Annotated in this window: 26 protein-coding genes and 1 riboswitch; of the genes, 13 read left to right on the forward strand and 13 right to left on the reverse strand. The window is 71.6% G+C overall.

Annotation, left to right across the window (positions count from 1 at the left end; translation table 11 throughout):
• From ABTX18_RS30965 to ABTX18_RS30975, 3 genes are all read left to right on the forward strand, one after another.
• A partial coding sequence (locus ABTX18_RS30965) for a glycoside hydrolase family 6 protein (protein WP_352126106.1) occupies positions 1 to 1816 on the forward strand: 1816 nt, incomplete at its 5' end.
• A gap of 293 nt (positions 1817 to 2109) precedes the next feature.
• On the forward strand, positions 2110 to 2823 hold the full coding sequence (locus tag ABTX18_RS30970) for a lysophospholipid acyltransferase family protein (protein WP_352126107.1): 714 nt from the start codon (positions 2110 to 2112) through the stop codon (positions 2821 to 2823).
• 64 nt (positions 2824 to 2887) lie between these two features.
• A complete protein-coding gene (locus tag ABTX18_RS30975) occupies positions 2888 to 3937 on the forward strand; it encodes an NAD-dependent epimerase/dehydratase family protein (RefSeq protein WP_352126108.1) in 1050 nt (349 codons plus the stop codon).
• A 78-nt stretch (positions 3938 to 4015) separates the two neighbouring features.
• Here the strand turns inward: ABTX18_RS30975 and ABTX18_RS30980 are convergent, their stop codons facing one another.
• The 8 genes from ABTX18_RS30980 to ABTX18_RS31015 form a co-directional block, all read right to left on the reverse strand.
• Positions 4016 to 5593, reverse strand: coding sequence for an alpha/beta hydrolase (locus tag ABTX18_RS30980; RefSeq protein WP_352126109.1), 1578 nt, complete (start codon positions 5591 to 5593; stop codon positions 4016 to 4018).
• Between the two features lie 155 nt (positions 5594 to 5748).
• A complete protein-coding gene (locus tag ABTX18_RS30985; protein WP_352126110.1) occupies positions 5749 to 6522 on the reverse strand; it encodes an urease accessory protein UreD in 774 nt (257 codons plus the stop codon).
• Positions 6519 to 7196, reverse strand: a complete 678-nt coding sequence (ureG, locus tag ABTX18_RS30990; protein ID WP_352126111.1) for an urease accessory protein UreG — start codon at positions 7194 to 7196, stop codon at positions 6519 to 6521. The genes ABTX18_RS30985 and ureG overlap by 4 nt, the downstream gene beginning before the upstream one ends.
• Positions 7197 to 7254: 58 nt before the next feature.
• Positions 7255 to 7917, reverse strand: coding sequence for an urease accessory protein UreF (locus tag ABTX18_RS30995; RefSeq protein WP_352126112.1), 663 nt, complete (start codon positions 7915 to 7917; stop codon positions 7255 to 7257).
• Between the two features lie 12 nt (positions 7918 to 7929).
• Positions 7930 to 9651 carry an urease subunit alpha gene (locus ABTX18_RS31000; RefSeq protein WP_352126113.1) on the reverse strand — a complete coding sequence of 574 codons (1722 nt, stop codon included), beginning with the start codon at positions 9649 to 9651 and terminating at the stop codon, positions 7930 to 7932.
• Complete coding sequence (locus tag ABTX18_RS31005) at positions 9644 to 9955, reverse strand: urease subunit beta (RefSeq protein ID WP_352126114.1); 312 nt, start codon at positions 9953 to 9955, stop codon at positions 9644 to 9646. The genes ABTX18_RS31000 and ABTX18_RS31005 overlap by 8 nt, the downstream gene beginning before the upstream one ends.
• A gap of 12 nt (positions 9956 to 9967) precedes the next feature.
• Complete coding sequence (locus tag ABTX18_RS31010; RefSeq protein ID WP_352126115.1) at positions 9968 to 10270, reverse strand: urease subunit gamma; 303 nt, start codon at positions 10268 to 10270, stop codon at positions 9968 to 9970.
• Between the two features lie 357 nt (positions 10271 to 10627).
• Positions 10628 to 10912 carry a type II toxin-antitoxin system Phd/YefM family antitoxin gene (locus ABTX18_RS31015; protein ID WP_352126116.1) on the reverse strand — a complete coding sequence of 95 codons (285 nt, stop codon included), beginning with the start codon at positions 10910 to 10912 and terminating at the stop codon, positions 10628 to 10630.
• Between the two features lie 97 nt (positions 10913 to 11009).
• On the opposite strand from ABTX18_RS31015, the gene ABTX18_RS31020 reads away from it, so the two are divergent.
• The 3 genes from ABTX18_RS31020 (at position 11010) to ABTX18_RS31030 (ending at position 12965) form a co-directional block, all read left to right on the forward strand.
• Positions 11010 to 11645 (forward strand): ATP-dependent Clp protease proteolytic subunit, encoded by a 636-nt coding sequence (locus tag ABTX18_RS31020; RefSeq protein WP_352126117.1) that lies wholly within the window; start codon positions 11010 to 11012, stop codon positions 11643 to 11645.
• Positions 11646 to 11652: 7 nt separating this feature from the next.
• Positions 11653 to 11961, forward strand: a complete 309-nt coding sequence (locus ABTX18_RS31025; protein WP_352126118.1) for a hypothetical protein — start codon at positions 11653 to 11655, stop codon at positions 11959 to 11961.
• A gap of 356 nt (positions 11962 to 12317) precedes the next feature.
• Positions 12318 to 12488, forward strand: a riboswitch (cyclic di-AMP (ydaO/yuaA leader).
• Positions 12489 to 12491: 3 nt separating this feature from the next.
• Entirely contained in the window at positions 12492 to 12965 is a 474-nt protein-coding gene (locus ABTX18_RS31030) for a C40 family peptidase (protein WP_352126119.1), read from the forward strand.
• 33 nt (positions 12966 to 12998) lie between these two features.
• Here ABTX18_RS31030 and ABTX18_RS31035 read toward each other — a convergent pair whose 3' ends face one another.
• On the reverse strand, positions 12999 to 13646 hold the full coding sequence (locus tag ABTX18_RS31035; protein ID WP_352126120.1) for a LysE family translocator: 648 nt from the start codon (positions 13644 to 13646) through the stop codon (positions 12999 to 13001).
• 73 nt (positions 13647 to 13719) lie between these two features.
• Here ABTX18_RS31035 and ABTX18_RS31040 point away from each other — a divergent pair, with 73 nt between their 5' ends.
• Positions 13720 to 14637, forward strand: coding sequence for a LysR family transcriptional regulator (locus ABTX18_RS31040; protein ID WP_352126121.1), 918 nt, complete (start codon positions 13720 to 13722; stop codon positions 14635 to 14637).
• Between the two features lie 39 nt (positions 14638 to 14676).
• On the opposite strand, the gene ABTX18_RS31045 is transcribed toward ABTX18_RS31040, so the two are convergent.
• Positions 14677 to 15120, reverse strand: coding sequence for an ATP-binding protein (locus tag ABTX18_RS31045; protein ID WP_352126122.1), 444 nt, complete (start codon positions 15118 to 15120; stop codon positions 14677 to 14679).
• Positions 15121 to 15328: 208 nt separating this feature from the next.
• On the opposite strand from ABTX18_RS31045, the gene ABTX18_RS31050 reads away from it, so the two are divergent.
• Both ABTX18_RS31050 and ABTX18_RS31055 read left to right on the forward strand, forming a co-directional pair.
• Positions 15329 to 16186 carry a helix-turn-helix domain-containing protein gene (locus ABTX18_RS31050; RefSeq protein ID WP_352126123.1) on the forward strand — a complete coding sequence of 286 codons (858 nt, stop codon included), beginning with the start codon at positions 15329 to 15331 and terminating at the stop codon, positions 16184 to 16186.
• Between the two features lie 24 nt (positions 16187 to 16210).
• A complete protein-coding gene (locus ABTX18_RS31055; RefSeq protein WP_352126124.1) occupies positions 16211 to 16417 on the forward strand; it encodes a DUF397 domain-containing protein in 207 nt (68 codons plus the stop codon).
• 49 nt (positions 16418 to 16466) lie between these two features.
• On the opposite strand, the gene ABTX18_RS31060 is transcribed toward ABTX18_RS31055, so the two are convergent.
• Positions 16467 to 17609, reverse strand: coding sequence for an 8-amino-7-oxononanoate synthase (locus ABTX18_RS31060; protein ID WP_352126125.1), 1143 nt, complete (start codon positions 17607 to 17609; stop codon positions 16467 to 16469).
• A 143-nt stretch (positions 17610 to 17752) separates the two neighbouring features.
• On the opposite strand from ABTX18_RS31060, the gene bioB reads away from it, so the two are divergent.
• The 4 genes from bioB (at position 17753) to ABTX18_RS31080 (ending at position 21785) form a co-directional block, all read left to right on the forward strand.
• Complete coding sequence (gene bioB / locus ABTX18_RS31065) at positions 17753 to 18955, forward strand: biotin synthase BioB (RefSeq protein WP_352126126.1); 1203 nt, start codon at positions 17753 to 17755, stop codon at positions 18953 to 18955.
• Positions 18948 to 20252 (forward strand): adenosylmethionine--8-amino-7-oxononanoate transaminase, encoded by a 1305-nt coding sequence (locus tag ABTX18_RS31070; RefSeq protein ID WP_352126127.1) that lies wholly within the window; start codon positions 18948 to 18950, stop codon positions 20250 to 20252. The genes bioB and ABTX18_RS31070 overlap by 8 nt, the downstream gene beginning before the upstream one ends.
• 1 nt (position 20253) lies before the next feature.
• On the forward strand, positions 20254 to 20943 hold the full coding sequence (bioD, locus tag ABTX18_RS31075; RefSeq protein WP_352126128.1) for a dethiobiotin synthase: 690 nt from the start codon (positions 20254 to 20256) through the stop codon (positions 20941 to 20943).
• A 143-nt stretch (positions 20944 to 21086) separates the two neighbouring features.
• A complete protein-coding gene (locus tag ABTX18_RS31080; protein WP_352126129.1) occupies positions 21087 to 21785 on the forward strand; it encodes a class I SAM-dependent methyltransferase in 699 nt (232 codons plus the stop codon).
• 88 nt (positions 21786 to 21873) lie between these two features.
• Here the strand turns inward: ABTX18_RS31080 and ABTX18_RS31085 are convergent, their stop codons facing one another.
• Complete coding sequence (locus tag ABTX18_RS31085; protein WP_352126130.1) at positions 21874 to 22245, reverse strand: fic family toxin-antitoxin system, toxin component; 372 nt, start codon at positions 22243 to 22245, stop codon at positions 21874 to 21876.
• The gene (locus ABTX18_RS31090; RefSeq protein WP_352126131.1) at positions 22242 to 22469 is read right to left on the reverse strand and encodes an antitoxin; all 228 of its coding nucleotides are present in this window, start codon (positions 22467 to 22469) and stop codon (positions 22242 to 22244) included. Before ABTX18_RS31090 ends, ABTX18_RS31085 begins: the two co-directional genes overlap by 4 nt.
• Positions 22470 to 22567 lie beyond the last annotated feature (98 nt).

The following is a 22567-nucleotide window of genomic DNA, read 5'->3' on the forward strand; positions in this document are numbered from 1 at the left end:
CGAGAAGGGTGTCGGCTACGCGCTGCACACCCTCGGTGCCATTCCCAACGTCTACAACTACATCGACGCCGCCCACCACGGCTGGCTGGGCTGGGACACCAACATGGGTCCGGCCGCCACGGAGTTCAAGAAGGCCGCCACGTCCGAGGGCGCCACGGTCAACGACGTGTCCGGCTTCATCGTGAACACGGCCAACTACTCGGCCCTCAAGGAGCCGAACTTCAAGATCACCGACTCGGTGAACGGCACCACGGTCCGCCAGTCCAAGTGGATCGACTGGAACTACTACACCGATGAACTGTCGTTCGCCCAGGCGCTGCGCACGCTGCTGGTGAGCCAGGGCTTCAACTCCAACATCGGCATGCTGATCGACACCGCCCGCAACGGCTGGGGCGGCACCGCCCGGCCCACCGGTCCGGGCCCGCTGACGAGCGTCGACACCTACGTCAACGGCGGCCGCGTCGACCGGCGCATCCACGCCGGCAACTGGTGCAACCAGAGCGGCGCCGGCATCGGCGAGCGTCCCACCGCGGCCCCCGAGGCCGGCATCGACGCGTACGTGTGGGCCAAGCCCCCGGGCGAGTCGGACGGCAACAGCGCCCCCGTCGAGAACGACGAGGGCAAGGGTTTCGACCGGATGTGCGACCCGACCTACACCGGTAACGGCCGCAACGGCAACAGCCTGACGGGCGCCCTGCCGAACTCCCCGCTCGCGGGTCACTGGTTCTCCGCGCAGTTCCAGGAGCTCGTGCGCAACGCCTACCCGCCGATCACCGGCGGCGGTGGCGGCGACACCCAGGCGCCCACCGCGCCGACCGGTGTGACCGCGACCGCGAAGACCAGCAGCAGCGTCTCGCTGTCCTGGACGGCCTCCACCGACAACACCGCGGTGACCGGCTACAACGTGTTCCGCGGCGGCGTGCAGGTGGGTACCTCCACCAGCACCTCGTACACCGACTCGGGTCTGACCGCCTCGACCGCCTACAGCTACACGGTCAAGGCGAAGGACGCGGCCGGCAACATCTCGGCGGCCTCCACCGCGCTGTCCGTCACCACGTCCGCCGGCGGCGGTGGCGGCGACACCCAGGCGCCCACCGCGCCGACCGGTGTGACCGCGACGGCCAAGACCAGCAGCAGCGTCTCGCTGTCCTGGACCGCGTCGACCGACAACACCGCGGTGACCGGCTACAACGTGTTCCGCGGCGGCGTGCAGGTGGGTACCTCCACCAGCACCTCGTACACCGACTCGGGTCTGACCGCCTCGACCGCCTACAGCTACACGGTCAAGGCGAAGGACGCGGCCGGCAACATCTCGGCGGCCTCCAGCGCGCTGTCCGTCACCACGTCCGCCGGCGGCGGCACGGGAACGGGCGCGCTCAAGGCCCAGTACAAGAACACGGACTCGTCCGCGACCGACAACCAGATCCGCATGGGTCTGCAGCTGGTCAACACCGGCACCACCGCGGTGGACCTGTCCACGGTGAAGCTGCGCTACTGGTTCACCCCGGAGGCCGGTTCCTCCACCTTCGGCACCTCGTGCGACTGGGCGGTCGTCGGTTGCGGCACCCTGACGCACAGTGTGAAGACCGCCGGTTCGGCGGCCGGTGCCAGCCACTACCTGGAGGTCTCCTTCGGCAGCGGCACCCTGGCGGCGGGCGCGTCGACGGGTGAGATCCAGATGCGGGTGAACAAGAGCGACTGGTCCAACTTCAACGAGGCGGACGACTACAGCCGTTCGACCTCGACGAGCTACGCCGACGCGCCGAAGGTCGGCGTGTACGTGACCGGCACGCTCGCCTGGGGCACCGCGCCCTGACCCCGCCGTCCGGACCCCTTCCCCGTGCTGACACGGTGACGGGGTCCGGACCCCGGGTTTCCCCTACGGACCTGCCCCCTGCCGGAAAGCCGGCAGGGGGCGGTGTCATGTCGCCGTCTCGTACGACCTCAGGGGGCGGTGTCGAGTCACCGTCTCGTTCGGCCCCTCATCCCCCGCCCGGTCGCGGACGGTTACACAAGGCGCCGGACGGCTCTAGGCTGTCCTCATCGAGACATCCGCTGACCTGGGAAAACGCAGTCCCGGAGCCGATCCGGCAGAGCTTGGAGCCGCCCGTGTTCTATTACGTGCTCAAGTACGTCGTCCTGGGGCCGCTGCTGCGGCTGTTCTTCCGTCCCGTCATCAAGGGCATGGAGCACATCCCGGCGGACGGCGCGGCGATCATCGCCGGCAACCACCTGTCCTTCTCCGACCACTTCCTGATGCCCGCGATCATCAAGCGGCGGATCACCTTCCTCGCGAAGGCCGAGTACTTCACCGGCCCCGGTGTGAAAGGCCGTCTGACCGCGGCGTTCTTCCACAGCATCGGCCAGATCCCCGTCGACCGCTCGGGCAAGGAGGCCGGTCAGGCGGCGATCCGCGAGGGGCTCGGGGTGCTGAGCAAGGGCGAGCTGCTGGGCATCTACCCGGAGGGCACCCGTTCGCACGACGGCCGGCTCTACAAGGGCAAGGTCGGAGTGGCGGTGATGGCCATCCGGGGGCAGGTGCCGGTGGTGCCGTGCGCGATGGTCGGCACGTTCGAGATCCAGCCGCCCGGCAAGGTCGTCCCCCGCATCAAGCAGGTCACCATCCGCTTCGGCGAGCCGATGGACTTCTCCCGCTATGCCGGCCTGGAGAACGAGAAGGCGGCGGTCCGGGCGGTCACCGACGAGATCATGTACGCGATCCTCGGCCTTTCCGGTCAGGAGTACGTCGACGAGTACGCGGCCAAGGTGAAGGCGGCCGAACAAGCGGAGAGCCCGGGGAAGTTCCCGAAACGGCAACGCTGACGGCGGATCCGCGCTCGGTGAACCACCCTGGTCCCGGCGCCGTGCGGACCCTAGCCTGCGGTGCATGAGCAAGGGACACGCATGGGTGCTGGGAGCGACGGGACAGATCGGACGGGCCGCGGTGCGCTCGCTCGTGGAGGACGGCTGGGAGGTCACCGCGGCCTCGCGCGGCGGTGACCGCGACGGGAGCTGGGACGAGGGCGTGCGCACGGCGGCACTGGACCGCGACGAGGACGGTGCGCTCGCGGCGGCGCTCGGTGACGGCTGCGACGTGCTGGTGGACATGGTGGCGTACGGGGAGCCGCACGCCCGGCAGCTGACGGCGCTCGCGGACCGGATCGGCTCCGCGGTGGTCGTCTCCAGCGGGGCGGTGTACGAGGACGACCGCGGCCGCGGTTTCGACACGCAGGGCGACCCGGACGGTGCGCCTCGCTATCCGGTGCCGCTTGCGGAATCGCAGGCCACGGTCGCGCCGGGCGGGGCCACGTACGCCACGCGGAAGATCCGGCTGGAGCGCGACCTGCTGGCGGCGGGTGACGCGCTGCCGGTCACGCTGCTGCGGGCGGGCGCGGTCCACGGCCCGTACTGCCGCTCACCCCGCGAGCTCTACTTCGTGAAGCGGGCCCTGGACGGCCGGGCGCGGCGGGTGCTGGCCTACGGGGGGACCTCTCGCTTCCATCCGGTCCACGCGGCCAATGTCGCGGAACTGATCCGGCTCGCCGCTCGGAAGCCGGGCTCGCGGGTGCTCAACGCCGCCGATCCGCAGGCACCGACGGTCGCGGAGATCGGCGAGGCGGTGGACGCGGTCCTGGGTCACAGCGCGCGGACCGTGCTGATGCCGGGGGACGCCACGCCGGAGGGTGTGGGTGAGACGCCCTGGAGCAGCCCGCATCCCATCGTCTACGACATGAGCGCCGCGGAGCGGGAGCTCGGGTACCGGGCGGTGACGGGCTATACGCAGTCGCTGCCGGAGACGGTCGAGTGGATCGTCGGGCAGCTGGCGGGGCGGGAGTGGACGGACGCCTATCCGGCGATGCTGAGGTCCTACGGCACCCGGCTCTTCGACTACGCGGCGGAGGACGCCTGGCTGGAGCGGTACGACCGGGAGGCGTGAGCCGGCCGTGGTAACGGGGACGGGCCGCCGGTGACGTACCGGCGGCCCGTCCCGTCATTCGCCTGCTTCGGACACGGCCTACGGCTTCGGCGTGGCGTGCGGGGTGCACGTCACGTCGTGCCGGTCGGTCTTCCCGGTGAGCAGGTAGCTGTCCACCCGCTCGTTGACGCAGGGGTTGACCAGACCGGTGACGCCGTGCGAACCGGCGCCCTCCTCGGTGATGAGGCGTGAGCCGCTGAACCGCTTGTGCAGCTCGACGGCGCCGTCGTACGGAGTGGCGGCGTCACGCGTGGACTGCACGATCAGCACCGGGGGCAGGCCCTTGCCGGTGCGGACGTTCAGCGGGGTCTGCTGCTTGGCTCCCCAGGTCGCACAGGGCAGGTTCATCCAGGCGTTGGCCCAGGTCATGAACGGGTAGTCCTTGTGCAGCCGGGTGTTGTCCCGGTCCCACGTGCGCCAGTTGGTGGGCCACTTGGCGTCCGCGCACTCGACCGCGGTGTACACGGCGTTGCTGTTCTCGGACCGGATGTTGCCCGCCGTGTCGGACAGGTCGGGCGCGGCGGCGTCGATCAGTGCCTGGGTGTCACCGGCCCGGTAGGCGCTCCAGGTCCGGGCGGTGGACGCCCAGGCGGAGTCGTAGTACGGGGCGCTCTGGAAGAAGCCGATGAGTTCGGCGGGGCCGACGACGCCACCGATCGGGCTCTTCTTCGCGGCCGCGCGGAGCTTCAGCCACTCCTCCTCGACCTGCTGCGGCGTGTTGCCGATGTGGAAGACGGCGTCGTTGGCGGCGACCCAGGTCTTCCAGTCGTTCCAGCGCATCTGGAAGGCGATGTCCTGGTTGAGGTTGGCCTGGTACCAGATGTTGTCCTTGGCCGGGTTGACGACGCTGTCGACGACCATGCGGCGGACGTGGGACGGGAAGAGGGTGCCGTAGACCGCGCCCAGGTAGGTGCCGTAGGAGACGCCCAGGTAGTTGAGCTTCTTCTCACCGAGCGCGGCGCGGATGACGTCCAGGTCGCGTGCGGTGTTGGGGGTGGTCATGTGCGGCAGCATGTCGCCGCTGCGCTCGGCGCAGCCGTCCGCGTACTCGGCCGCGAGCTTGCGCTGGGCGAGCTTGTCGGCCTCGGAGTCGGGCACCGGGTCGGCCTTGGGCGCCTTGACGAACTCCTGCGGGTCGATGCAGGAGATCGGCGCCGAGTGGCCGACGCCGCGGGGGTCGAAGCCGACGAAGTCGTAGGCCTTCGCCGCGTTGACCCAGAGCGGGTTCTTGGTGACGATCCGCTTGGGGAACGCCATGCCCGAGCCGCCGGGGCCGCCCGGGTTGTAGATCAGGGCGCCCTGGCGCTCGCTGCTGGTGCCGGTGCTGACGTGGCGGTCGACGGCTATCTTGATCTGCTTGCCGTCGGGCCGTGCGTAGTCGAGCGGGACGGTGACCCATCCGCACTGGATCGGCGCGGATATGGCCCAGTCGGCCGGACAGTCCGCCCAGTCGATGCCGGCCCTGGCCGCGCGTGCCGCGGCGAGCTGGACGCCGCGTGCCTCGGAGCCGTTGTGGTGGCGGCCGTCGGCGGTGGCAGCCGGTGCGGCTATCGCGCCCGCTATGAGCGTGCCCGCGATCAGAGCGCCGGCCGAGCCGAACGCTGCTGTGCGTCTCAAGTGGAACCTCCCCCATGGTGAAGCGCCTTTGGGTGCGGCGCTGTTCAGTAGGAACCTCCCGCGGATCCTGTCGTCTGCGGGCGTCCTGGCAACAGGGCGTCCACGTACTTCTTTACCGAATCGATAACCGGACACCGGAGTCCTGCCAGCGGTGTTCAGCCGCTCGCGTGGTCCGCCAGTTCGTCCGCCGCCCGGTCCAGCACCGTGCGCAGCTGCCTCGCGTCGGGGGCGAGCGCGGTGACCAGGACGGCGGGGCCCACGAGCCGGGTGAGTACGGCGGTGGGGCCGAGTAGCCGGGTGCCCGGGCCCTTGTCGTCGAAGGCCGGATCCACGACGAGCAGTTGGCCGACGGCCCGGTGACCGCCGAGCACGGCCGGGCCGTCCCAGCCGCCGCCTGCGCCCGGCCCGTATGCCATCTGCTGATCGAGGAGCGGGCGTCCGGCGCGGTGGACGGTGAGCCGGCTCAGGAGGGTGCCGGTGCTCTCGCCGTGCCGGCCGAGGATCTGTTCCTCGCGCAGCATCAGCCGTGCGGTGGGGGCGAGTTCGGCCACGGTGGTCATGTGGAGTTCACTGCCGTGTGCCGAGACGAGCTGCTCGGGAAGCCAGTCGAGCCCGGCGCCCTCCTCCACCTTCAGCATGATGTCGTAGCGGGCCGGCACCGCCGCGGGACCGGTCCCGGGCAGGGCGATGGTCGCCGCCGCCGCGCCGACGCCGAGCCGGGTGCCCTGCCCGGCCCGCACCTCGATGGCGAGCCGGTCGCCGCCGAGCGGGGCGCTCATCGCGCCCACGACCGTGACGCGCGCGGCCCCGGGAAGGGTGGCTCGCGTCCGGCGCAGGGCGAGTGGTCCGTCGCTCTCCAGGACGGGGAGCGTGGTGGCGCCGCGCCTGTCGCGTACGGCGGTGATCCGGGCGGTGGCGCGGACGCTCACGCGTTCCAGGAGGCGAGTCGCCCCCGCACCCAGTCGGCGACCGGGCCGACGCCTTCGCCGGAGGTGAGCGAGGTGAAGGCGACGGGCAGTTCGCCGCGCTGCTGTGCGGCGTCGCGGGCCATCCGGCCGAGGTCTGAGCCGACGTACGGCGCCAGGTCGGTCTTGTTGATCACCAGCAGGTCCGACGTGGTGACGCCCGGGCCTCCCTTACGGGGGATGTCGTCGCCGCCCGCGACGTCGATGATGAAGATCTGGGCGTCCACGAGCCCCTTGGAGAAGGTGGCCGTGAGGTTGTCGCCGCCGGATTCCACGAGGATGAGGTCGAGCGGTCCCACACTGTCCTCCAGGTCCTCGACGGCTTCGAGGTTGGCGGAGATGTCGTCACGGATGGCGGTGTGCGGGCAGGCGCCCGTCTCGACGGCCTGGATCCGCTCGGGCGGCAGCACCGCGTTGCGCAGCAGGAACGCCGCGTCCTCGCGGGTGTAGATGTCGTTGGTGACGACGGCGAGGGACAGCTGGTCGCGCAGGGCCCGGCAGAGCGCGGCCACCGTCGCGGTCTTCCCGGATCCGACCGGTCCGCCGAGACCGATGCGCAGGGCCCGCCGGGTGCCGTCGGGGCGTGCGGCGTCGGCGCCGACGGCTGCCGGGCCGTCGTGAACGTGGTCGAGGTGCATGGTGCGGCTCCTGTGCTGTGCGGGCGGGGCGGTCCCCGGGGTCAAGGGGTGCGGCGGGTCATGAGGCGAAGAGCCGGACCGGTCGTCCGGCATGGGCCTCGGCGGCGATGTCGAGCAACGGGGACGATCCGGCGGGCAGTTCGCCGAGCGGACCGCGCGCGGCAGCGGCGGCCCGTTCGGCGACGCGGTCGAGTTCGGGGGCGAGCCGGGCGAGTACGGCGGTGGCGTCGAAGGGGTTGAGGGAGAGCAGCCTGACGACGGCGGTGGCCGGTCCGCCGACCGCCTCGTAGGCCGCGCAGTGTGCGGCGTCCTCGGGCCCGAGCCCCGCCGCGCGCGCGGTCAGGCCGAGGACGACCGGCTGGTGGGCGCCGCGCGGCCTGGCCAGCGCGAGGGCGTCGAGCTCCTCGCTCGGCCAGGTCGCGCGGGCCGCTCTCATCAGCTGCCGGCCCAGCTTGCGGGCGACCGCCCGCAGGGCCGGTGAGGGCGTACGGGCGTCGGCGGCCTCGTCCAGGGCCAGCGGGTCGTGCCCGTGGGCGGCCGCCGCGGCGAGCGCCGCGGCGGTGAGCCCGGCGGTGTGGAGGCGGCCCCGGCAGAACGCGGCGAGGTCGTCGGCGTTGCGGATACGCCCTGCCACGACGGCCGCCTCGGCGCCGCCGGAGTGGGCATGGCCCCCGGCGGGAAAGCGGCCGTCGGCCAGGACCAGCAGAGCGGCGCGGCTCATCGGCATCCGTTCTCAGAAGAGGAAATAGCGCTGGGCCATGGGGAGTTCGGTGGCGGGCGCCGGCTCCACCGGGTCGCCGTCGATCGTCACGGCGAAGCTGTCGGGGTCGACGTCGACCCGGGGCAGCGCGTCGTTCTCCCGCATGTCGGCCTTGGTCACGCCCCGGGTGCTGGTGATCGGCACGAACCGCTTCCCCAGTCCCAGCCGCTCGGGCAGCCCGTCCTCGATCGCCGCGGCCGACACGAAGTTGAACGAGTTGGCGGCCGGGGCCCTGCCGGTCGCCCCGAACATCGGGCGGGGCAGCACCGGCTGAGGGGTGGGGATGGAGGCGTTGGCGTCGCCCATCTGCGCGTACGCGATCTGGCCGCCCTTGACGACCAGGTGCGGCTTGACCCCGAAGAAGGCGGGCTCCCACAGCACCAGGTCGGCGAGTTTGCCGGTCTCCACGGAGCCGATCTCCCCGTCGAGGCCCTGGGCGACGGCCGGGTTGATGGTGTATTTGGCGACATAGCGACGGACCCGGTGGTTGTCGGCGCGCCCGTCGCCGGGCAGTGTGCCGCGCCGCTGCTTCATCACATGGGCGGTCTGCCAGGTGCGCAGGACGACCTCGCCGATGCGCCCCATGGCCTGCGAGTCGGAGGAGATGATCGAGATGGCGCCGAGGTCGTGCAGGATGTCCTCGGCCGCGATGGTCGAGGGCCGGATCCGTGACTCGGCGAAGGCCAGGTCCTCCGGCACGGCGGGGTTCAGGTGGTGGCACACCATCAGCATGTCGAGGTGTTCCTCGATGGTGTTGACGGTGTGCGGCCGGGTCGGATTGGTCGAGCTGGGCAGGACGTACGGCTGGGAGACGACGCTGATGATGTCGGGAGCGTGCCCGCCGCCCGCGCCCTCGGTGTGGTAGGCGTGAATGGTCCGCCCGGCGATGGCGGCCAGGGTGTCGGCGACGAATCCGGCCTCGTTGAGCGTGTCGGTGTGGATGGCGAGCTGGGCCCCGGTCTCCTCGCAGACGCCCAGGCAGGCGTCGATGACGGCGGGTGTCGCGCCCCAGTCCTCGTGGATCTTGAACCCGAGTGCTCCGCCGCGCAGTTGGGAGTGCATGGCGTCACGGGACATCGTGTTGCCCTTGCCGAGCAGGCCGATGTTGACGGGGTACGCCTCCAGCGCCTCGAACATCCGGGCCAGGTGCCAGGGGCCGGGGGTGATGGTGGTGGCCTTGGTGCCCTCGGCGGGACCGGTGCCGCCGCCGACCAGGGTGGTGATGCCGCTGGAGAGCGCCTGGTCGATGAGGGTCGGCGAGATGAAGTGCACATGTGCGTCGATGGCGCCCGCGGTCAGGAACTTCCCGTTCCCCGCGATGATCTCGGTCTCGGGGCCGATCACCAGGTCCGGATGGACGCCGTCCATCGTGTCCGGGTTGCCGGCCTTGCCGATTCCGGTGATCCGGCCGTCGCGGATGCCGATGTCCGCCTTGACGATGCCCCAGTGGTCGATGACGACGGCCCCCGTGATCACGGTGTCCGGAGCTCCTTCGGCGCGGGTGGTGCGCGCCTGGCCCATGGACTCACGGATCACCTTGCCGCCGCCGAACACCGCCTCGTCGCCCGCGCGTCCGGGGCCGCCGCAGCGGTCCTCCTCGATCTCGACGAGCAGCGCGGTGTCGGCGAGACGGATCCGGTCGCCGGTGGTGGGGCCGAACAGGTCGGCGTACACGGCGCGGTGGAGCTCAGCCATCGAGGGGACCTCCGGTCTCTGCGCGCAGGCCGGGGACGATCCGCCGGCCGGCCAGCGGGACGAGTTCGACGTCGACGGGGATGCCGGGCTCGAACCGGACGGCGGTCCCTGCGGCGATGTTCAGCCGCAGCCCGCGGGCGGCTCCGCGGTCGAACACGAGGCCGGGGTTGGCCTCGGCGAAGTGGTAGTGCGACCCGACCTGGACCGGCCGGTCGGCCGCGTTGAGGACGGTGAGGCCCGTGACGGGCCGGCCCGCGTTGAGCGACACGGGCCCGTCCGCGTACAGAATCTCTCCCGGGATCATCAGCGGCCCCCGTCAGACGATCGGTTCGTGGACGGTGACGAGCTTGGTGCCGTCGGGGAAGGTCGCCTCGACCTGCACGTCGTGGATCATCTCGGCGATGCCGTCCATGACGTCGTCGCGGGTGAGCACCGTGCGTCCGGACGCCATGAGCTCGGAGACCGTACGCCCGTCGCGCGCCCCCTCCAGCAGGTGGGAGGTGATGAGGGCGACGGCCTCGGGGTGGTTGAGCCGCAGGCCTCGCGCGCGGCGTTTCTCGGCCACGTCCGCGGCCACATGGATGAGCAGGCGTTCCTGCTCGTGCGGGGTCAGTTGCACGTGTCCACCTCATAGTCGTCCGCCCGGTACCGGCCCCGGGTGCAGCGAGACACTAGCCCCCTTCAACAGCTTGTTGAAGGATGAACCGGTGCCGCGCGGCGAGGTATTGCACGTTAGAGCCGAAGTTTTTCCGGCGCGTTAACTGACCTTTTGCGGATTCATGGTCATCAGCCCGCGCAGGCCGTTCTCGAGAAGGTCCGGCCCGCGCCTCCGAGATCCACCGTTACGCCTCCGAGGCCGCCGCCCGCACCGCGATCAAGGGCCGGTCCGTATACGGAGCGGTTCTCGCCTTCCGAAGAGCCCCGCACTGCTGACCGCGTCCGCCGAGGCGGGGGCGCACGGCCTTTGTGCGTGCGGTCAGTCGCCCGGGCCCTGCACGCCCCGGTGTTCGGCGGCGATCCCGAAGCGGCGCCGTTCGCCGGGAGCGGACGCCGAGGAGCCGATCGAGGAGACCGAGCTGATCACCTGCTCCCGCTCCGCCGCCTCCTCGCTCTCAAGTCGCTGCAGGTCAGCGGCCGATACGAGCGCCACGAGCGGCTTGCCGTGCCGCGTCACGACCACTCTCTCGCCGCCGTAGACGACTCGGTTGATCAGTTCGGCGAGCTCAGCCCGGGCTTGCGTCACCGGAATCTCGTAGGCCATGCTCCCATCATAACCTTCCGTACGTCCTGTACATTTTTTACAGAGCGTGCCGCGGGCGCCTTCGCGGCCCCGCCGCACCCCGGAGGAGAGGCCCGCCATGCACCGCCCCGCTGCCCGCTACGTACTGCCCGAGTTCACCGAGCGCACGTCCCAGGGGACCCGCACGCTCGACCCCTACTCCAAGCTCCTGGCCGAACGCGTCGTGTTCCTCGGCACGCCCGTGGACGACACGGCGGCCACCGACCTGGTGGCCCAGTTCATGTACCTGGAACACGACGCGCCCGACCGGCCGATCCAGCTCTACATCAACTCCCCGGGTGGGTCGTTCGGGGCCATGACGGCCATCTACGACACGATGGCGTACCTCACCTGCGAGGTGGAGACCTTCTGCCTCGGCCAGGCAGGCGCCGGCGCGGCCGTGCTCCTGGCAGCCGGCGCGCCCGGCCGACGGCACGCCCTGCCGGGCGCCCGCGTAGTCGTGCAGCAGCCCGAACTCGCCGAGCCCGTACAGGGGCAGCCGTCCGACCTGGAGATCGAGGCCCGGGAACTGGACCGGATGCGCGAGACGCTGACCGGCATGCTGGTCCGTCACACCGGCCGCACCGCCGCGCAGATCACCGCGGACACCGAGCGCGATCTCATCCTCGACGCCGAGGACGCCAAGGACTACGGGTTGATCGACCACATCGTGCAGAACCGCGGACTGTCCGTCCCGCCGCACCCGGCGCGGTGAATCCGCGATGGAGCCACCGGAGTTCGCGCCACTGCCCGCCCTGACCCGCGCGGAGGGCGAGTTCATCGACCGCTATCTGCAAGTCCTCGACCAGGTGGGCCGGATCAATCCGGCCCACGGATGCGACACGTACAGCGCCCTGCGCGCCGCCCAGGCGCTGGCCTCGCACGCGGCCGCCCTGCGGGACGCGCTCGCACTGATGCACGAGCGGGGCGAATCCCGGATCCACGCGGCCACATTGACCAGGGCGCTGCGTGTTCTCGACGGCGAGCGGCGCTCGCGGCGGGTCGCCCTGCCGCCCGACCCGCCGAGTTGACCGGTCTGTCGGCGGCACGCCCGACGTTGATCAGCCCGTCGGCCGACACGCCCGACGCGGCGACCGAATTCTCTCCCTCGTTCGGCGTAGGCGCTACTTCGCACGAGGGACAGCTCGATTTGCGCTTTCGAGCCGGACCGTGGGTGAGATCTGCCGTTACGTCGCTGGTACGGCATCGGTCGACGCATGGCGACAGCGCCCCGGAGGGCATCTCGCCACCCGAACAGGTCATTCGTGACGAGGGTCACATATCGCCGTTTCACCTCGGAAATCCGGCACGCGGTGAGTCAAGATCCCTGGGACGACAAGCCCCCGCCACCGCGGCGGGGCGGTCCGGGCGGACGCCGAGTCCTGCCGCCGTCCGGATGCCTGGTCGACAGGAGTGGATCGGCAGGAGTGGAGGACCCAGCACAACGGGCCGACCGGATTTCCGGCCGACCCTCGGGGTGAAGCCGCGTATGCGGCCGGGCCACTTCGCCGGCCCGAACCCGACAGGTCATCCTTCACAGGCGGCTGACGAAGGGTTGCGCATGACTGCGCAGGTTCATGTCCCGTCTCTGCTTGCCCGGGCCACTACGGCCTCGGCCATGACTCTCGCCGCCGTCGGCGGCACGCTGTTCGTTCCCGGCGCCGCGACCGACGCCCAGGCCGCGACGCATTCGATGAAGGCGCTCAACATCGCCGCGTCGAAGAAGGGGGCGCCCTACCGGTGGGGCGCCACCGGACCGAGCCGCTTCGACTGTTCCGGGCTGACGCTGTACTCGTTCAAGAAGGCGGGCAAGAAACTCCCGCGCACGGCCCAGCAGCAGTACAACAAGACCCGCCACATCTCGCCCTCCCAACGACAGCGCGGCGATCTGGTCTTCTTCCGTTCCGGCCGCAGCATCTACCACGTGGGCATCTACGCGGGCAGCGGCAAGATCTGGCACTCGCCCAAGACCGGGGCCGTGGTCCGCCTGGAGAAGATCTGGACGAGGAGCGTCTCCTACGGACGGGTCCGTTGAAGCCACTCCCCCGTACCCGAGCGCGCGCCCGCGTCAGTGCAGCAGCGGGCCCGTCACCAGGACGAGTCCCAGTGCGGTGAGTGCCGCGCCGCTGCCGCCCTCGATCGCCCGGGCGGTACGCGGCCGGCGCAGCCACCGGCCGAGGCGGTCCACCAGGAGCGCCACGGCCGGGAACCAGATCAGCGCCATCAGCACGACGATCGCGGCGAGGAGCAGCGTCCTGGGCAGGGGGGCGGCCCCGGCCGGGACGAACTGCGGCAGCAGGCTGAGGAAGAGTACGGGCGCCTTGGGGTTCAGCGCGTTGGTCAGGAACCCCTGGCGCAGTGCGCGCCCGGTTCCCCTCGCGGCCCGCTCATCGTGCCCGTTGTCCTGCCCGGCCTCCGCCCCCTGCGCGCCGCGCCGCCGGGCCGCGTACAGGGCGCTGAGGCCCAGGTAGAGCACGTACGCACCGCCCAGGACCTGGACGGTGCGGAACAGCGCGGGCACCGCCACGAGCACGGCGGCCAGGCCCGCCACGGCGAGCGCGGTGTGGACGAGAAGACCCCCGGCGACCCCGAGGGCCGTCGCCACCCCCGCCGCGCGCGAGGCGAGGGCGTTGCGTACGACGACGGTGAAGTCCGCGCCCGGCAGGGCGACCATGGCAGCGGCGACTCCGACGAAGGCGGTCAGTTGGGTGTCCATGGGCTCCACTCTGGACCTGGAGAGCCTTTAGCATGTACTTGCAATCTCTAGGGCCTGCCAAAAGGAACGCTTAATGTACGACCCCACACGGCTGGCGGCGCTGGTGGCGGTCGCCGAGGCCGGTTCGATCACCAGGGCCGCCGTCCGCCTGGGCTACACCGCCCCGGCGCTCTCCCAGCAGCTCGCCAAACTGGAGCGGGAGGCGGGGGCGCCGCTGCTGGTACGGCATCACCGGGGCGCCCGGTTGACAGCGGCGGGCGAACTTCTCGCGGGGCGCGCACGGCGGGTCCTCGACGAGATGGAGCAGGCCCGCCACGAACTGGCGGGCCTGGCCGGACTCTCCGGCGGACGCCTGAGGGTCGGCACCTTCACCACCGCAGGCATCCATCTGCTGCCCCCGGTGTTGAGCGCGTTCCGCCGGGCGCACCCGGACGTCGAACTGGTCGTCACCGACTACGAGCCGCCGGGCGGGGTGGCCGCGGTCGCGGCCGGCGAGGTGGATCTGGCCCTGAGCCACGCCTATGAGCCCGCCCCCGCGTCGCCGCCGCCCCCGGGTGTCGTCTCCGAGCCGCTTTTGGTCGAGGAACTCGTGCTGATCACGGCCGCCGGGCAGGTTCTGGCCGACGGCAGCGGGCGGCTCCCGGTGACGGAGCTCGCGGGCCGGCCCCTGATCAGCAGCGCGCCCACGCATCCGCCGCGTCGCGGGGTGGAGAGCGCACTCGCCGAGGCGGGGGCGCTGCCCGCGGTGGTCTGCGAGTCCCCCGGCTATGCGCTGGTGTGCGCTCTGGTGAGTGCGGGCATCGGAATGGCGGTGGTTCCCGAGATGGTGGCCGCGATGTCGCCGACGCCGCTGTCCGTCCGCCGGCTGGATCCGGCCTCGTTCCGCCGGACGATCTCGGTGGTGCACCGCGGAGACCGTACGAGCGCCGCGGCGGCGACCTTGCGGGCTCTGCTGCGCAGCGGATTCGGGCGGGCCGCGGCGTCACAGTGACGGCGAGTGCGGCGCTCGCCGGGCAGGGGCGGAGGCGCGTCAGTGCTCGACGGGTACGGATACGGGCACGTGCCAGGGCAGCGCGATCCAGACGGTCTTTCCGCCGTCCGGGGTGGGGGTGACGGTCAGCCGGCCCCCGTACTCCTTGGCCAGCGAGCGGATGATCACCATGCCGCGGCCGTTGTCCTGCTGCACGGCCGCCGGGAGCCGCTGGGGCCGACGGGGGTGACTGTCCGTCACTCCGAGGCGCAGTTGCTCCTCACGCTCCAGGCGGAGATCCACGGTGAAGGTGGGCGACTGTCCGAAGGTGTGCTGGACCGCGTTGGTCGCGAGCTCCGAGACGATGAGCCGGACGGTCTCGCCCGTGTCCGTACCCGCGGGCAGTCCCCATTCGGCCAGTACCTGTGCCACATACCTCCGGGCCGCGGAGACCGAGACCGGCTCGCTCGGCAGAGTGACGCTTGCTTCTTGATGGTCTGCCATGGCGAGCCGTCCCTTTCCCACCCGGAAGCGACCCCGCGATCGATGGTCCGGGTTGTGCTTCGCGCCAGATTGCCACTGATGCTGCCTTCTGTAACGACGATCCACCAAGATATGCATATATCTGTCGCTCAAAGCGGTGAACTCTGCCCCGGATGCCCCGTAAGGGCGGCACACTGTCCGCTCGGCGGGAGTGGGAGGGAGGCGCCCCATGCGGCACGGCCCCGCGGTGCGACGCCGCAAGCTCGGGGAGGAGCTGCGGAGTCTGCGTCACGCGTCGGGACTCACGAGCCGGGACGCGGCTCGTCTGCTCGGCTGGCACCAGTCGAAGGTCAGCCGGATCGAGACCGGCGTGAGCGGAGTCCGGCCCCGCGATGTGGCCCGGCTGCTCGACGTGTACGGCACGGACGACCCGACGCTGCGCGAGGTCCTGGAGGCGCTCGCGGGTTCGGCGGGCGGTGGGGGCGCGGGGTGGTGGCACGCGTACCGCGGTCTCATCCCGCCGCAGTACCGCGACTTCATCAGCCTGGAGTCACAGGCGCGCACCGCCCGCACCCTGGAGACGTCGGTGGTGCCGGGTCTCCTGCAGACCGCCGACTACGCCCGCGCGGTGACCCGGGCCTCACTCGACGGACTGCCCGTCGGACAGCTGGACTCGCTGGTGGAAGTGCGGCTGGCGCGGCAGGGAGTCCTGCGGAGCGACCCTCCGCTGAGGCTGAGCGCGGTGGTGGACGAGGCGGTACTGCGACGCGGGGTCGGCGGCCGCCGGGTGATGCGGGAGCAGTTGCGGCACCTCAGCCGGGTGGCCCAACTCCCGCACGTGTGCTTCCAATTGCTGCCCTTCTCGGTGGGCGGCTATGTGGGCCTCACCGGACCTTTCGTTATCTTTTCCTTTCCGAACACCTCTGATCTGGATGTGGTCGTTCTCGACCATTTGACGAGTAGCCTCTACCTGGAGCGGAAAGAAGACCTTGAGGCGTACAGCTCGGCCTTCCGCACCTTGCAGGCACACGCGCTGTCGCCGGAGCACTCGTTGGACCTGATCGCCGCAATGAGCGACGGTCGGTGACCCTGACTGCCCGAGGGGGGCGTCATGCCGGATGGCCTCGCACAGCACGCGTTACGTTGGCGGCGCAGCAGCCGCAGCACGGGAATGAACAACTGCGTGGAGACCGCGCGCTTCGGCGGCCGGAGACTGGCCGTGCGTGACTCCAAGGACGTATCCAGGCCGCCTCTGCAGTTCTCCGGCGCGGCCTGGACGTCCTTCGTCACCGCCCTGAACGGCGGTTCGGTCCGCTGAGCCGACGGCCCGGCGTTCCGGCGTTCCGGCATGGCGGTTCCCCGGCGGGTCAGCCGGCCGGCGCGGTCCGCCGTACGATCCCCACCGCGTGCGCGATCTGCTCGTCCGTCAGGTCGGCGCGCGCCGTCAGCCGCAACCGGGAGATGCCGTCCGGTACGGACGGTGGCCGGAAACATCCGACCGCCATGCCGGCCGCACGGCAGTCGGCCGCCCAGCGCACGGCGGCCTCGGCCGAGGGCGCGCGCACCGAGACCACCGCCGCGTCGGGACGGACCGCGGTCAAACCGGCCGCGGTCAGCTGCCCGTACAGCGCGGTCGCGACCGTACGGGCCCTGGCGGCGCGTGCCGGTTCACGCCGCAGGAGCCGCAGGCTGCCCAGGGCGGCGCCCACGGCGGCCGGGGCGAGCCCGGTGTCGAAGATGAACGTCCGGGCGGTGTTGACCAGGTGGTCGATGACCCTGGCCGGACCGAGGACCGCCCCGCCCTGGCTGCCCAGGGACTTGGAAAGGGTGAGTGTGGCGACGACGCCTTCGGCGCCGGCCAGGCCGGCCGCGGCGAGCGCGCCCCGGCCGCCGTCCCCGAGCACTCCGAGGCCGTGCGCGTCGTCGACGAGCAGGGCGGCGTCCTCCGCGCGGCAGGCGTCGGCCAGTTCGGCCAGAGGCGCGGCGTCGCCGTCGACCGAGAAGACCGAATCGGTGACCGCCAGCGACCGGCCCCGGTGCGCGCTCAGGGTCTTGCGCACCGCCTCCGGATCGGCGTGCGGCACGACCGCGGTCTCGGCCCGCGACAGCCGGCAGCCGTCGACGATCGAGGCGTGATTGCCCGCGTCCGACACGATCAGCGCGCCCCGGCCGGTCAGGGCGGTGAGCGCCGCGAGATTGGCGGCGTAGCCGGAGGAAAGCACCAGGGCCGCCTCGAAACCGCAGAAATCGGCCAGTTCTCGTTCGAGCTCGGCGTGCAGCGCGGTGGACCCCGTGACCAGCCGGGAGCCGGTGGCGCCGCCGCCCCAGCGGCGCGCCGCTTCGGCCGCCGCGGCGGTCACCTCCGGGTGCCGGGTCAGGCCGAGGTAGTCGTTGCTCGCGAGGTCCAGCAGTTCCGGTTCGGCGGGCCGCGGCCGGAGCGTCCGGACGAGTCCGGCGTCCGCGCGGCGGCGCGCCTCCTCGTCGATCCAATCGAACGGGGCGAAGGACATGGGCGGGTCCCTTTTGTAGGCAGCTCACAGACCCTAACCGGGGGCGCGGCCGGGCAGGGTGTGGCCATGCACACACCCTCTGCGGGCTCTGTTGTCCGGTTCCTCCTTGGCTCGGAGCGGTGCCGTGCGTCAGGATCATCGCCATGGACCTCCTGAACACGCTGGTGGACAAGGGGCTGCGGCGCGAGCTGCCGACCCGTGAAGAAGCGCTCGCCGTACTGGCGACCCCCGACGACGAACTGCTCGACGTGGTGGCCGCGGCCGGAAAGGTGCGCCGTCAGTGGTTCGGACGGCGGGTGAAACTGAACTATCTGGTCAACCTGAAGTCCGGGCTCTGCCCCGAGGACTGCTCGTACTGCTCCCAGCGGCTGGGATCCAAGGCCGAGATCCTGAAGTACACGTGGCTGAAGCCCGACGAGGCGTCGAAGGCGGCGGCCGCCGGAGTGGCCGGGGGCGCCAAGCGCGTCTGTCTGGTCGCCAGCGGCCGGGGCCCGACCGACCGGGACGTCGACCGGGTGTCGCAGACCATCGAGGCGATCAAGGAACAGAACGAGGGCGTCGAGGTGTGCGCCTGCCTCGGTCTGCTCTCCGAAGGCCAGGCCGACCGGCTGCGGTCGGCGGGCGCCGACGCGTACAACCACAACCTCAACACGTCCGAGGGGACGTACGGGGACATCACGACCACCCACACCTACGCCGACCGGGTGGAGACGGTGCACCAGGCGCAGGCTGCCGGGCTCTCCGCCTGTTCGGGGCTGATCGCCGGGATGGGCGAGAGCGACTCGGACCTGGTCGACGTGGTCTTCGCCCTGCGCGAGCTCGACCCGGACTCGGTGCCCGTCAACTTCCTGATTCCCTTCGAGGGCACGCCGCTGGCCAAGGAGTGGAATCTGACGCCGCAGCGCTGTCTGCGCATTCTGGCGATGGTCCGGTTCGTCTGCCCGGACGTGGAGGTACGGCTGGCGGGCGGGCGCGAGGTGCATCTGCGTACGATGCAGCCGCTGGCCCTGCATCTCGTCAACTCGATCTTCCTGGGCGACTATCTGACCAGTGAGGGCCAGGCGGGACAGGCCGACCTCGACATGATCGCGGACGCCGGCTTCGAGGTGGAGGGCGCGGGCACGACGACGCTGCCCGGCCACCGGGTGGACGCGGGCGCCGGCTGCGGATCGCATGCGGGCGGGTGCGCGCCCTGCGGCGACGGCCCGGAAGCGGAGACCGCTCCGGCGGAGGCCGCTTCGACGAAGGCCGCCTCCACGGAAACGGCTGCAGCCCAGGCCGCGCGTACGGACCTGGTGACGGTCCGGCGTCGCGGCGCGGGTACGGATCTCGCCCCCAATGCCTGAGCCGCTCACCCCCGCCGGGCTGCGGGCCCTGGACCGGGCCCATGTCTGGCATCCGTACGGTCCCATGCCGGGCCGGCAGGAGCCGCTGGTCGTGGAGTCCGCGTCCGGCGTACGGCTCCGGCTGGCCGAACCCGCACAGGGGCAGCACGAGTTGGTCGACGGGATGTCGTCCTGGTGGTCGGCCGTGCACGGCTACAACCACCCGGTACTGAACGAGGCGGCACACGACCAGCTGGGCCGGATGAGTCATGTGATGTTCGGCGGGCTCACGCACGAGCCCGCCGTGCGGCTGGCGGCCAGGCTGGTCGAGATCACCCCGGAGCCGTTGCAGCACGTCTTCCTCGCCGACTCGGGCTCCGTGTCGGTCGAGGTCGCCGTGAAGATGTGCCTCCAGTACTGGCGCTCGGCCGGACGGCCCGCCAAACAGCGCCTGCTGACCTGGCGCGGCGGGTACCACGGGGACACCTGGCAGCCGATGTCGGTGTGCGACCCCGAGGGCGGCATGCACGAGCTGTGGTCGGGGGCGCTGCCCCGCCAGGTCTTCGCGGACGAACCACCGGCCGGCTTCGACGCGGAGCCGGACGACGCGTACGCGACGCATCTGCGGGAACTCATCGCCCGGCACGCCGACGAGCTCGCCGCGGTGATCGTGGAGCCCGTGGTGCAGGGAGCGGGCGGCATGCGTTTCCACTCCCCCGCGTATCTGCGGGTGCTGCGGGAGGCCTGCGACGAGCACGGCGTGCTATTGGTGTTCGACGAGATCGCTACGGGCTTCGGCCGTACGGGCAAGCTGTTCGCGGCCGAGCACGCCGGCGTCTCACCCGATGTGATGTGCGTGGGCAAGGCACTGACCGGCGGCTATCTGACGATGGCGGCGACCTTGTGCACGACCGCGGTGGCCGACGGCATCTCGCGCGGCGAGGTGCCGGTGCTCGCCCACGGGCCGACGTTCATGGGCAATCCGCTGGCTTCCGCGGTGGCCTGCGCCTCGATCGATCTGCTGCTCGGCCAGGACTGGGCGCAGGAGGTCAAGCGGATCGGGGCCGGTCTGCGGGACGGCCTCGCTCCGGCCGCCGAGCTGCCCGGGGTCCGTGACGTGCGGGTTCTGGGCGCGATCGGTGTCGTCCAGCTCGATCACGAGGTCGACATGGAGTCCGCGACGCGGGCGGCTGTACGCGAGGGTGTGTGGCTGCGGCCGTTCCGCGACCTCGTCTACACCATGCCGCCGTACGTCACCGGGGACCAGGACGTGGCGCGGATCTGCCGCGCCGTGTGCGCTGCGGCGCGGGAGGGCTGAGATGAGCATTCTGGTCGTGACCGGGACGGGCACGGAGATCGGCAAGACGATCGTGACCGCGGCCGTCGCGGCGGCCGCCGCGGGCCGTCGGGTGGCGGTGCTCAAGCCGGCCCAGACGGGGTTGGAGCCGGGTGAGCCGGGCGACGCCGTCGAGGTGGTGCGGCTGGCGGGCCGCCATGTGACGGCGGTGGAACTGGCCCGGTTCCCCGAACCGTTGGCGCCCGCGACCGCCGCCCGGCGGGCCGGAATGACACCTGTCCGCCCCTACGAGATCGCCGAGGCCGCCGAGAAGCTGGCGACCGAGCATGATCTGGTCCTCGTCGAGGGCGCGGGCGGCCTGCTCGTACGGTTCGACGACGACGGCGCGACCCTGGCGGACGCGGCCCGGCTGCTGGCCGCGCCGGTCCTGGTGGTGGCGCCTGCGGGGCTCGGCACGCTCAACTCCACGGCGCTGACCTCGGAGGCGCTCGGTGCCCGCGGGCTGGACTGCCTCGGGGTGGTGGTCGGGAGCATGCCCGCCGAGCCGGACCTGGCGGAGCGCTGCAATCTGGCGGACCTTCCGGTGGCGGCGGGCGCCCCGCTGCTGGGTGTGGTCCCGGCGGGCGCGGGTGCTCTCGATCCTGCGGACTTCCGCGCCCGGGCCGGGGGTTGGCTGGCCGAGCGGCTGGGCGGGAGCCGGCCGGCGGGCTGAACGGTGCAGGACACAGGACGGGGTGCGGCGGAGGGGGCAGAATCGAGATAGCCGAACCTTTCAGCCCTTCCGGCCGAGCGGGTCCGCGAGGCGTACGCCCTCGCCCCCGCCCGGCGGGCGGGCGCCCGTCGAGGAGGTCCGTCATGTGGTTGCGAAGCACGAAGATCCAGCAGGACGCGGTGCATCATCCCGTCTTCGCCCGTTTCTACGCCCGCATGAGCGTGGCGGCGGAGTCCGCGGCGGGCATGGCCGGGGTGCGGGCCGAGCTGCTGTCGGGACTGTCGGGCCGGGTCATCGAGATCGGGGCGGGCAACGGGCTGAACTTCGCTCATTACCCGCCCGCGGTGTCCGAGGTGGTGGCGATCGAACCCGAGCGCGCGTTGCGGCAGTTGGCGGTGCGCTCCGGGCTGCGCGCCGGTATCCCGGTGGACGTCGTGCCGGGTACGGCGGAGGCGCTGCCGGTGAAGAGCGAGGCGTTCGACGGAGCCGTCGTCTCGCTCGTGCTGTGCACCGTACGTGATGTCCAGCAGTCGCTCGCGGAGATCCGGCGCGTCCTGCGGCCGGGTGGCGAGCTGCGCTTCTTCGAACATGTGCGGGCCGACGGCCGGGCCATGGCAGCGACCCAGCGCGCCATGGACCGGACCTTCTGGCCGCTGGTGGCCGGCGGCTGCCGCACCTCGCGCGATGCGCTCGCCGCCATCGAGGCGGCCGGGTTCGTGGTGGAGGCGTACCGGAAGGTCAGGATGCCGGAGGGCGGGATCACCCTCCCCACGTCCTCGTGCGTCCTTGGTACGGCTCGACGGCCGGCCTTGGTGGACCGGGGGCCGCGGGGGCTGCGGTGACCGGCCCGCGGGGCTCGGGCGCGGACCCGCGATCACCGGTACCGGTGCACCCGCACCGGGTCATCGCGCGGGCCCGGCCCTGCCGGTGTCACAGGCTCCACTGGCGCAGTTCGTCGGCGATGGCGCGGACGTCCGCCTTGCCCTCCTTGACCAGCAGGGCCAGGTCGCGGACCTGTTCGGGAGAGGTGATCACCTTCAGCCCCGAGGCGACGAGGTAGCTGTAGGCGACGGCCGAGGCGAACATCGCGTTGGAGCGTTCCAGCGCCGGCACGTGCAGCAGCAGTTGCAGCAGAGCCGCCGCTCTGGAGTGCGGGTCGCTGTAGACCGGGCTGCCGAAGATCTCGGCCTCGTGCCGTGCGACCGCGGCGACCAGCGCGCCCCAGTCGGTGACCTGAGGGTCACCGGGTGTCTTGTGCTCGGCGACCATGAGCAGCCAGGAAAGGTGGATCCGGAGGTTCAACGGGTGCCTTCGCGCTCCGGGCCGAACTCCTCGGCGAACACCGTCTCGTACTGCTTCATGAAGTCGGCGGCGGCCTCGACGAAGGTGTGGCCGACCTCGCCCGCGTCCTGTTTGACGAGTTCCTCTATGTAGCGGTTCACGCTCATCCCCCTCTGGAGCGCGCGCTGCCGCGCGGCCTCGGCGGTTGACTCGTCCACTCGAACGTTCAGCTGCGTCTTGGGCACCCCCTCACGCTAGCGCGGGATCGCTAGCACCGGCAAGGGGAACAGGACCGGCCGCACCAGGGCGACCTGCCGGAACCGGTCCGCCTGGTCGCCGCCGG

The organism is Streptomyces sp. NPDC096323 (genome assembly GCF_040302845.1).
Lineage (GTDB): Bacteria > Actinomycetota > Actinomycetes > Streptomycetales > Streptomycetaceae > Streptomyces.

Excerpts from the sequence above, each read along its gene's own strand:
- ABTX18_RS31045 (WP_352126122.1), bottom strand. The coding sequence starts at position 15,120 with ATGGCAGACCATCAAGAAGCAAGCGTCACTCTGCCGAGCGAGCCGGTC.
- ABTX18_RS31025 (WP_352126118.1), top strand. The coding sequence starts at position 11,653 with ATGGAGCCACCGGAGTTCGCGCCACTGCCCGCCCTGACCCGCGCGGAG.
- ABTX18_RS31050 (WP_352126123.1), top strand. The coding sequence starts at position 15,329 with ATGCGGCACGGCCCCGCGGTGCGACGCCGCAAGCTCGGGGAGGAGCTG.
- ABTX18_RS30975 (WP_352126108.1), top strand. The coding sequence starts at position 2,888 with ATGAGCAAGGGACACGCATGGGTGCTGGGAGCGACGGGACAGATCGGA.
- ABTX18_RS30995 (WP_352126112.1), bottom strand. The coding sequence starts at position 7,917 with ATGAGCCGCGCCGCTCTGCTGGTCCTGGCCGACGGCCGCTTTCCCGCC.
- ABTX18_RS31060 (WP_352126125.1), bottom strand. The coding sequence starts at position 17,609 with ATGTCCTTCGCCCCGTTCGATTGGATCGACGAGGAGGCGCGCCGCCGC.
- ABTX18_RS31005 (WP_352126114.1), bottom strand. The coding sequence starts at position 9,955 with ATGATCCCGGGAGAGATTCTGTACGCGGACGGGCCCGTGTCGCTCAAC.
- ABTX18_RS31020 (WP_352126117.1), top strand. The coding sequence starts at position 11,010 with ATGCACCGCCCCGCTGCCCGCTACGTACTGCCCGAGTTCACCGAGCGC.
- ABTX18_RS31030 (WP_352126119.1), top strand. The coding sequence starts at position 12,492 with ATGACTGCGCAGGTTCATGTCCCGTCTCTGCTTGCCCGGGCCACTACG.
- bioB (WP_352126126.1), top strand. The coding sequence starts at position 17,753 with ATGGACCTCCTGAACACGCTGGTGGACAAGGGGCTGCGGCGCGAGCTG.
- bioD (WP_352126128.1), top strand. The coding sequence starts at position 20,254 with ATGAGCATTCTGGTCGTGACCGGGACGGGCACGGAGATCGGCAAGACG.
- ABTX18_RS31070 (WP_352126127.1), top strand. The coding sequence starts at position 18,948 with ATGCCTGAGCCGCTCACCCCCGCCGGGCTGCGGGCCCTGGACCGGGCC.
- ABTX18_RS31000 (WP_352126113.1), bottom strand. The coding sequence starts at position 9,651 with ATGGCTGAGCTCCACCGCGCCGTGTACGCCGACCTGTTCGGCCCCACC.
- ABTX18_RS31035 (WP_352126120.1), bottom strand. The coding sequence starts at position 13,646 with ATGGACACCCAACTGACCGCCTTCGTCGGAGTCGCCGCTGCCATGGTC.
- ABTX18_RS31080 (WP_352126129.1), top strand. The coding sequence starts at position 21,087 with ATGTGGTTGCGAAGCACGAAGATCCAGCAGGACGCGGTGCATCATCCC.
- ABTX18_RS31055 (WP_352126124.1), top strand. The coding sequence starts at position 16,211 with ATGCCGGATGGCCTCGCACAGCACGCGTTACGTTGGCGGCGCAGCAGC.
- ABTX18_RS31015 (WP_352126116.1), bottom strand. The coding sequence starts at position 10,912 with ATGGCCTACGAGATTCCGGTGACGCAAGCCCGGGCTGAGCTCGCCGAA.
- ureG (WP_352126111.1), bottom strand. The coding sequence starts at position 7,196 with ATGCACCTCGACCACGTTCACGACGGCCCGGCAGCCGTCGGCGCCGAC.
- ABTX18_RS31040 (WP_352126121.1), top strand. The coding sequence starts at position 13,720 with ATGTACGACCCCACACGGCTGGCGGCGCTGGTGGCGGTCGCCGAGGCC.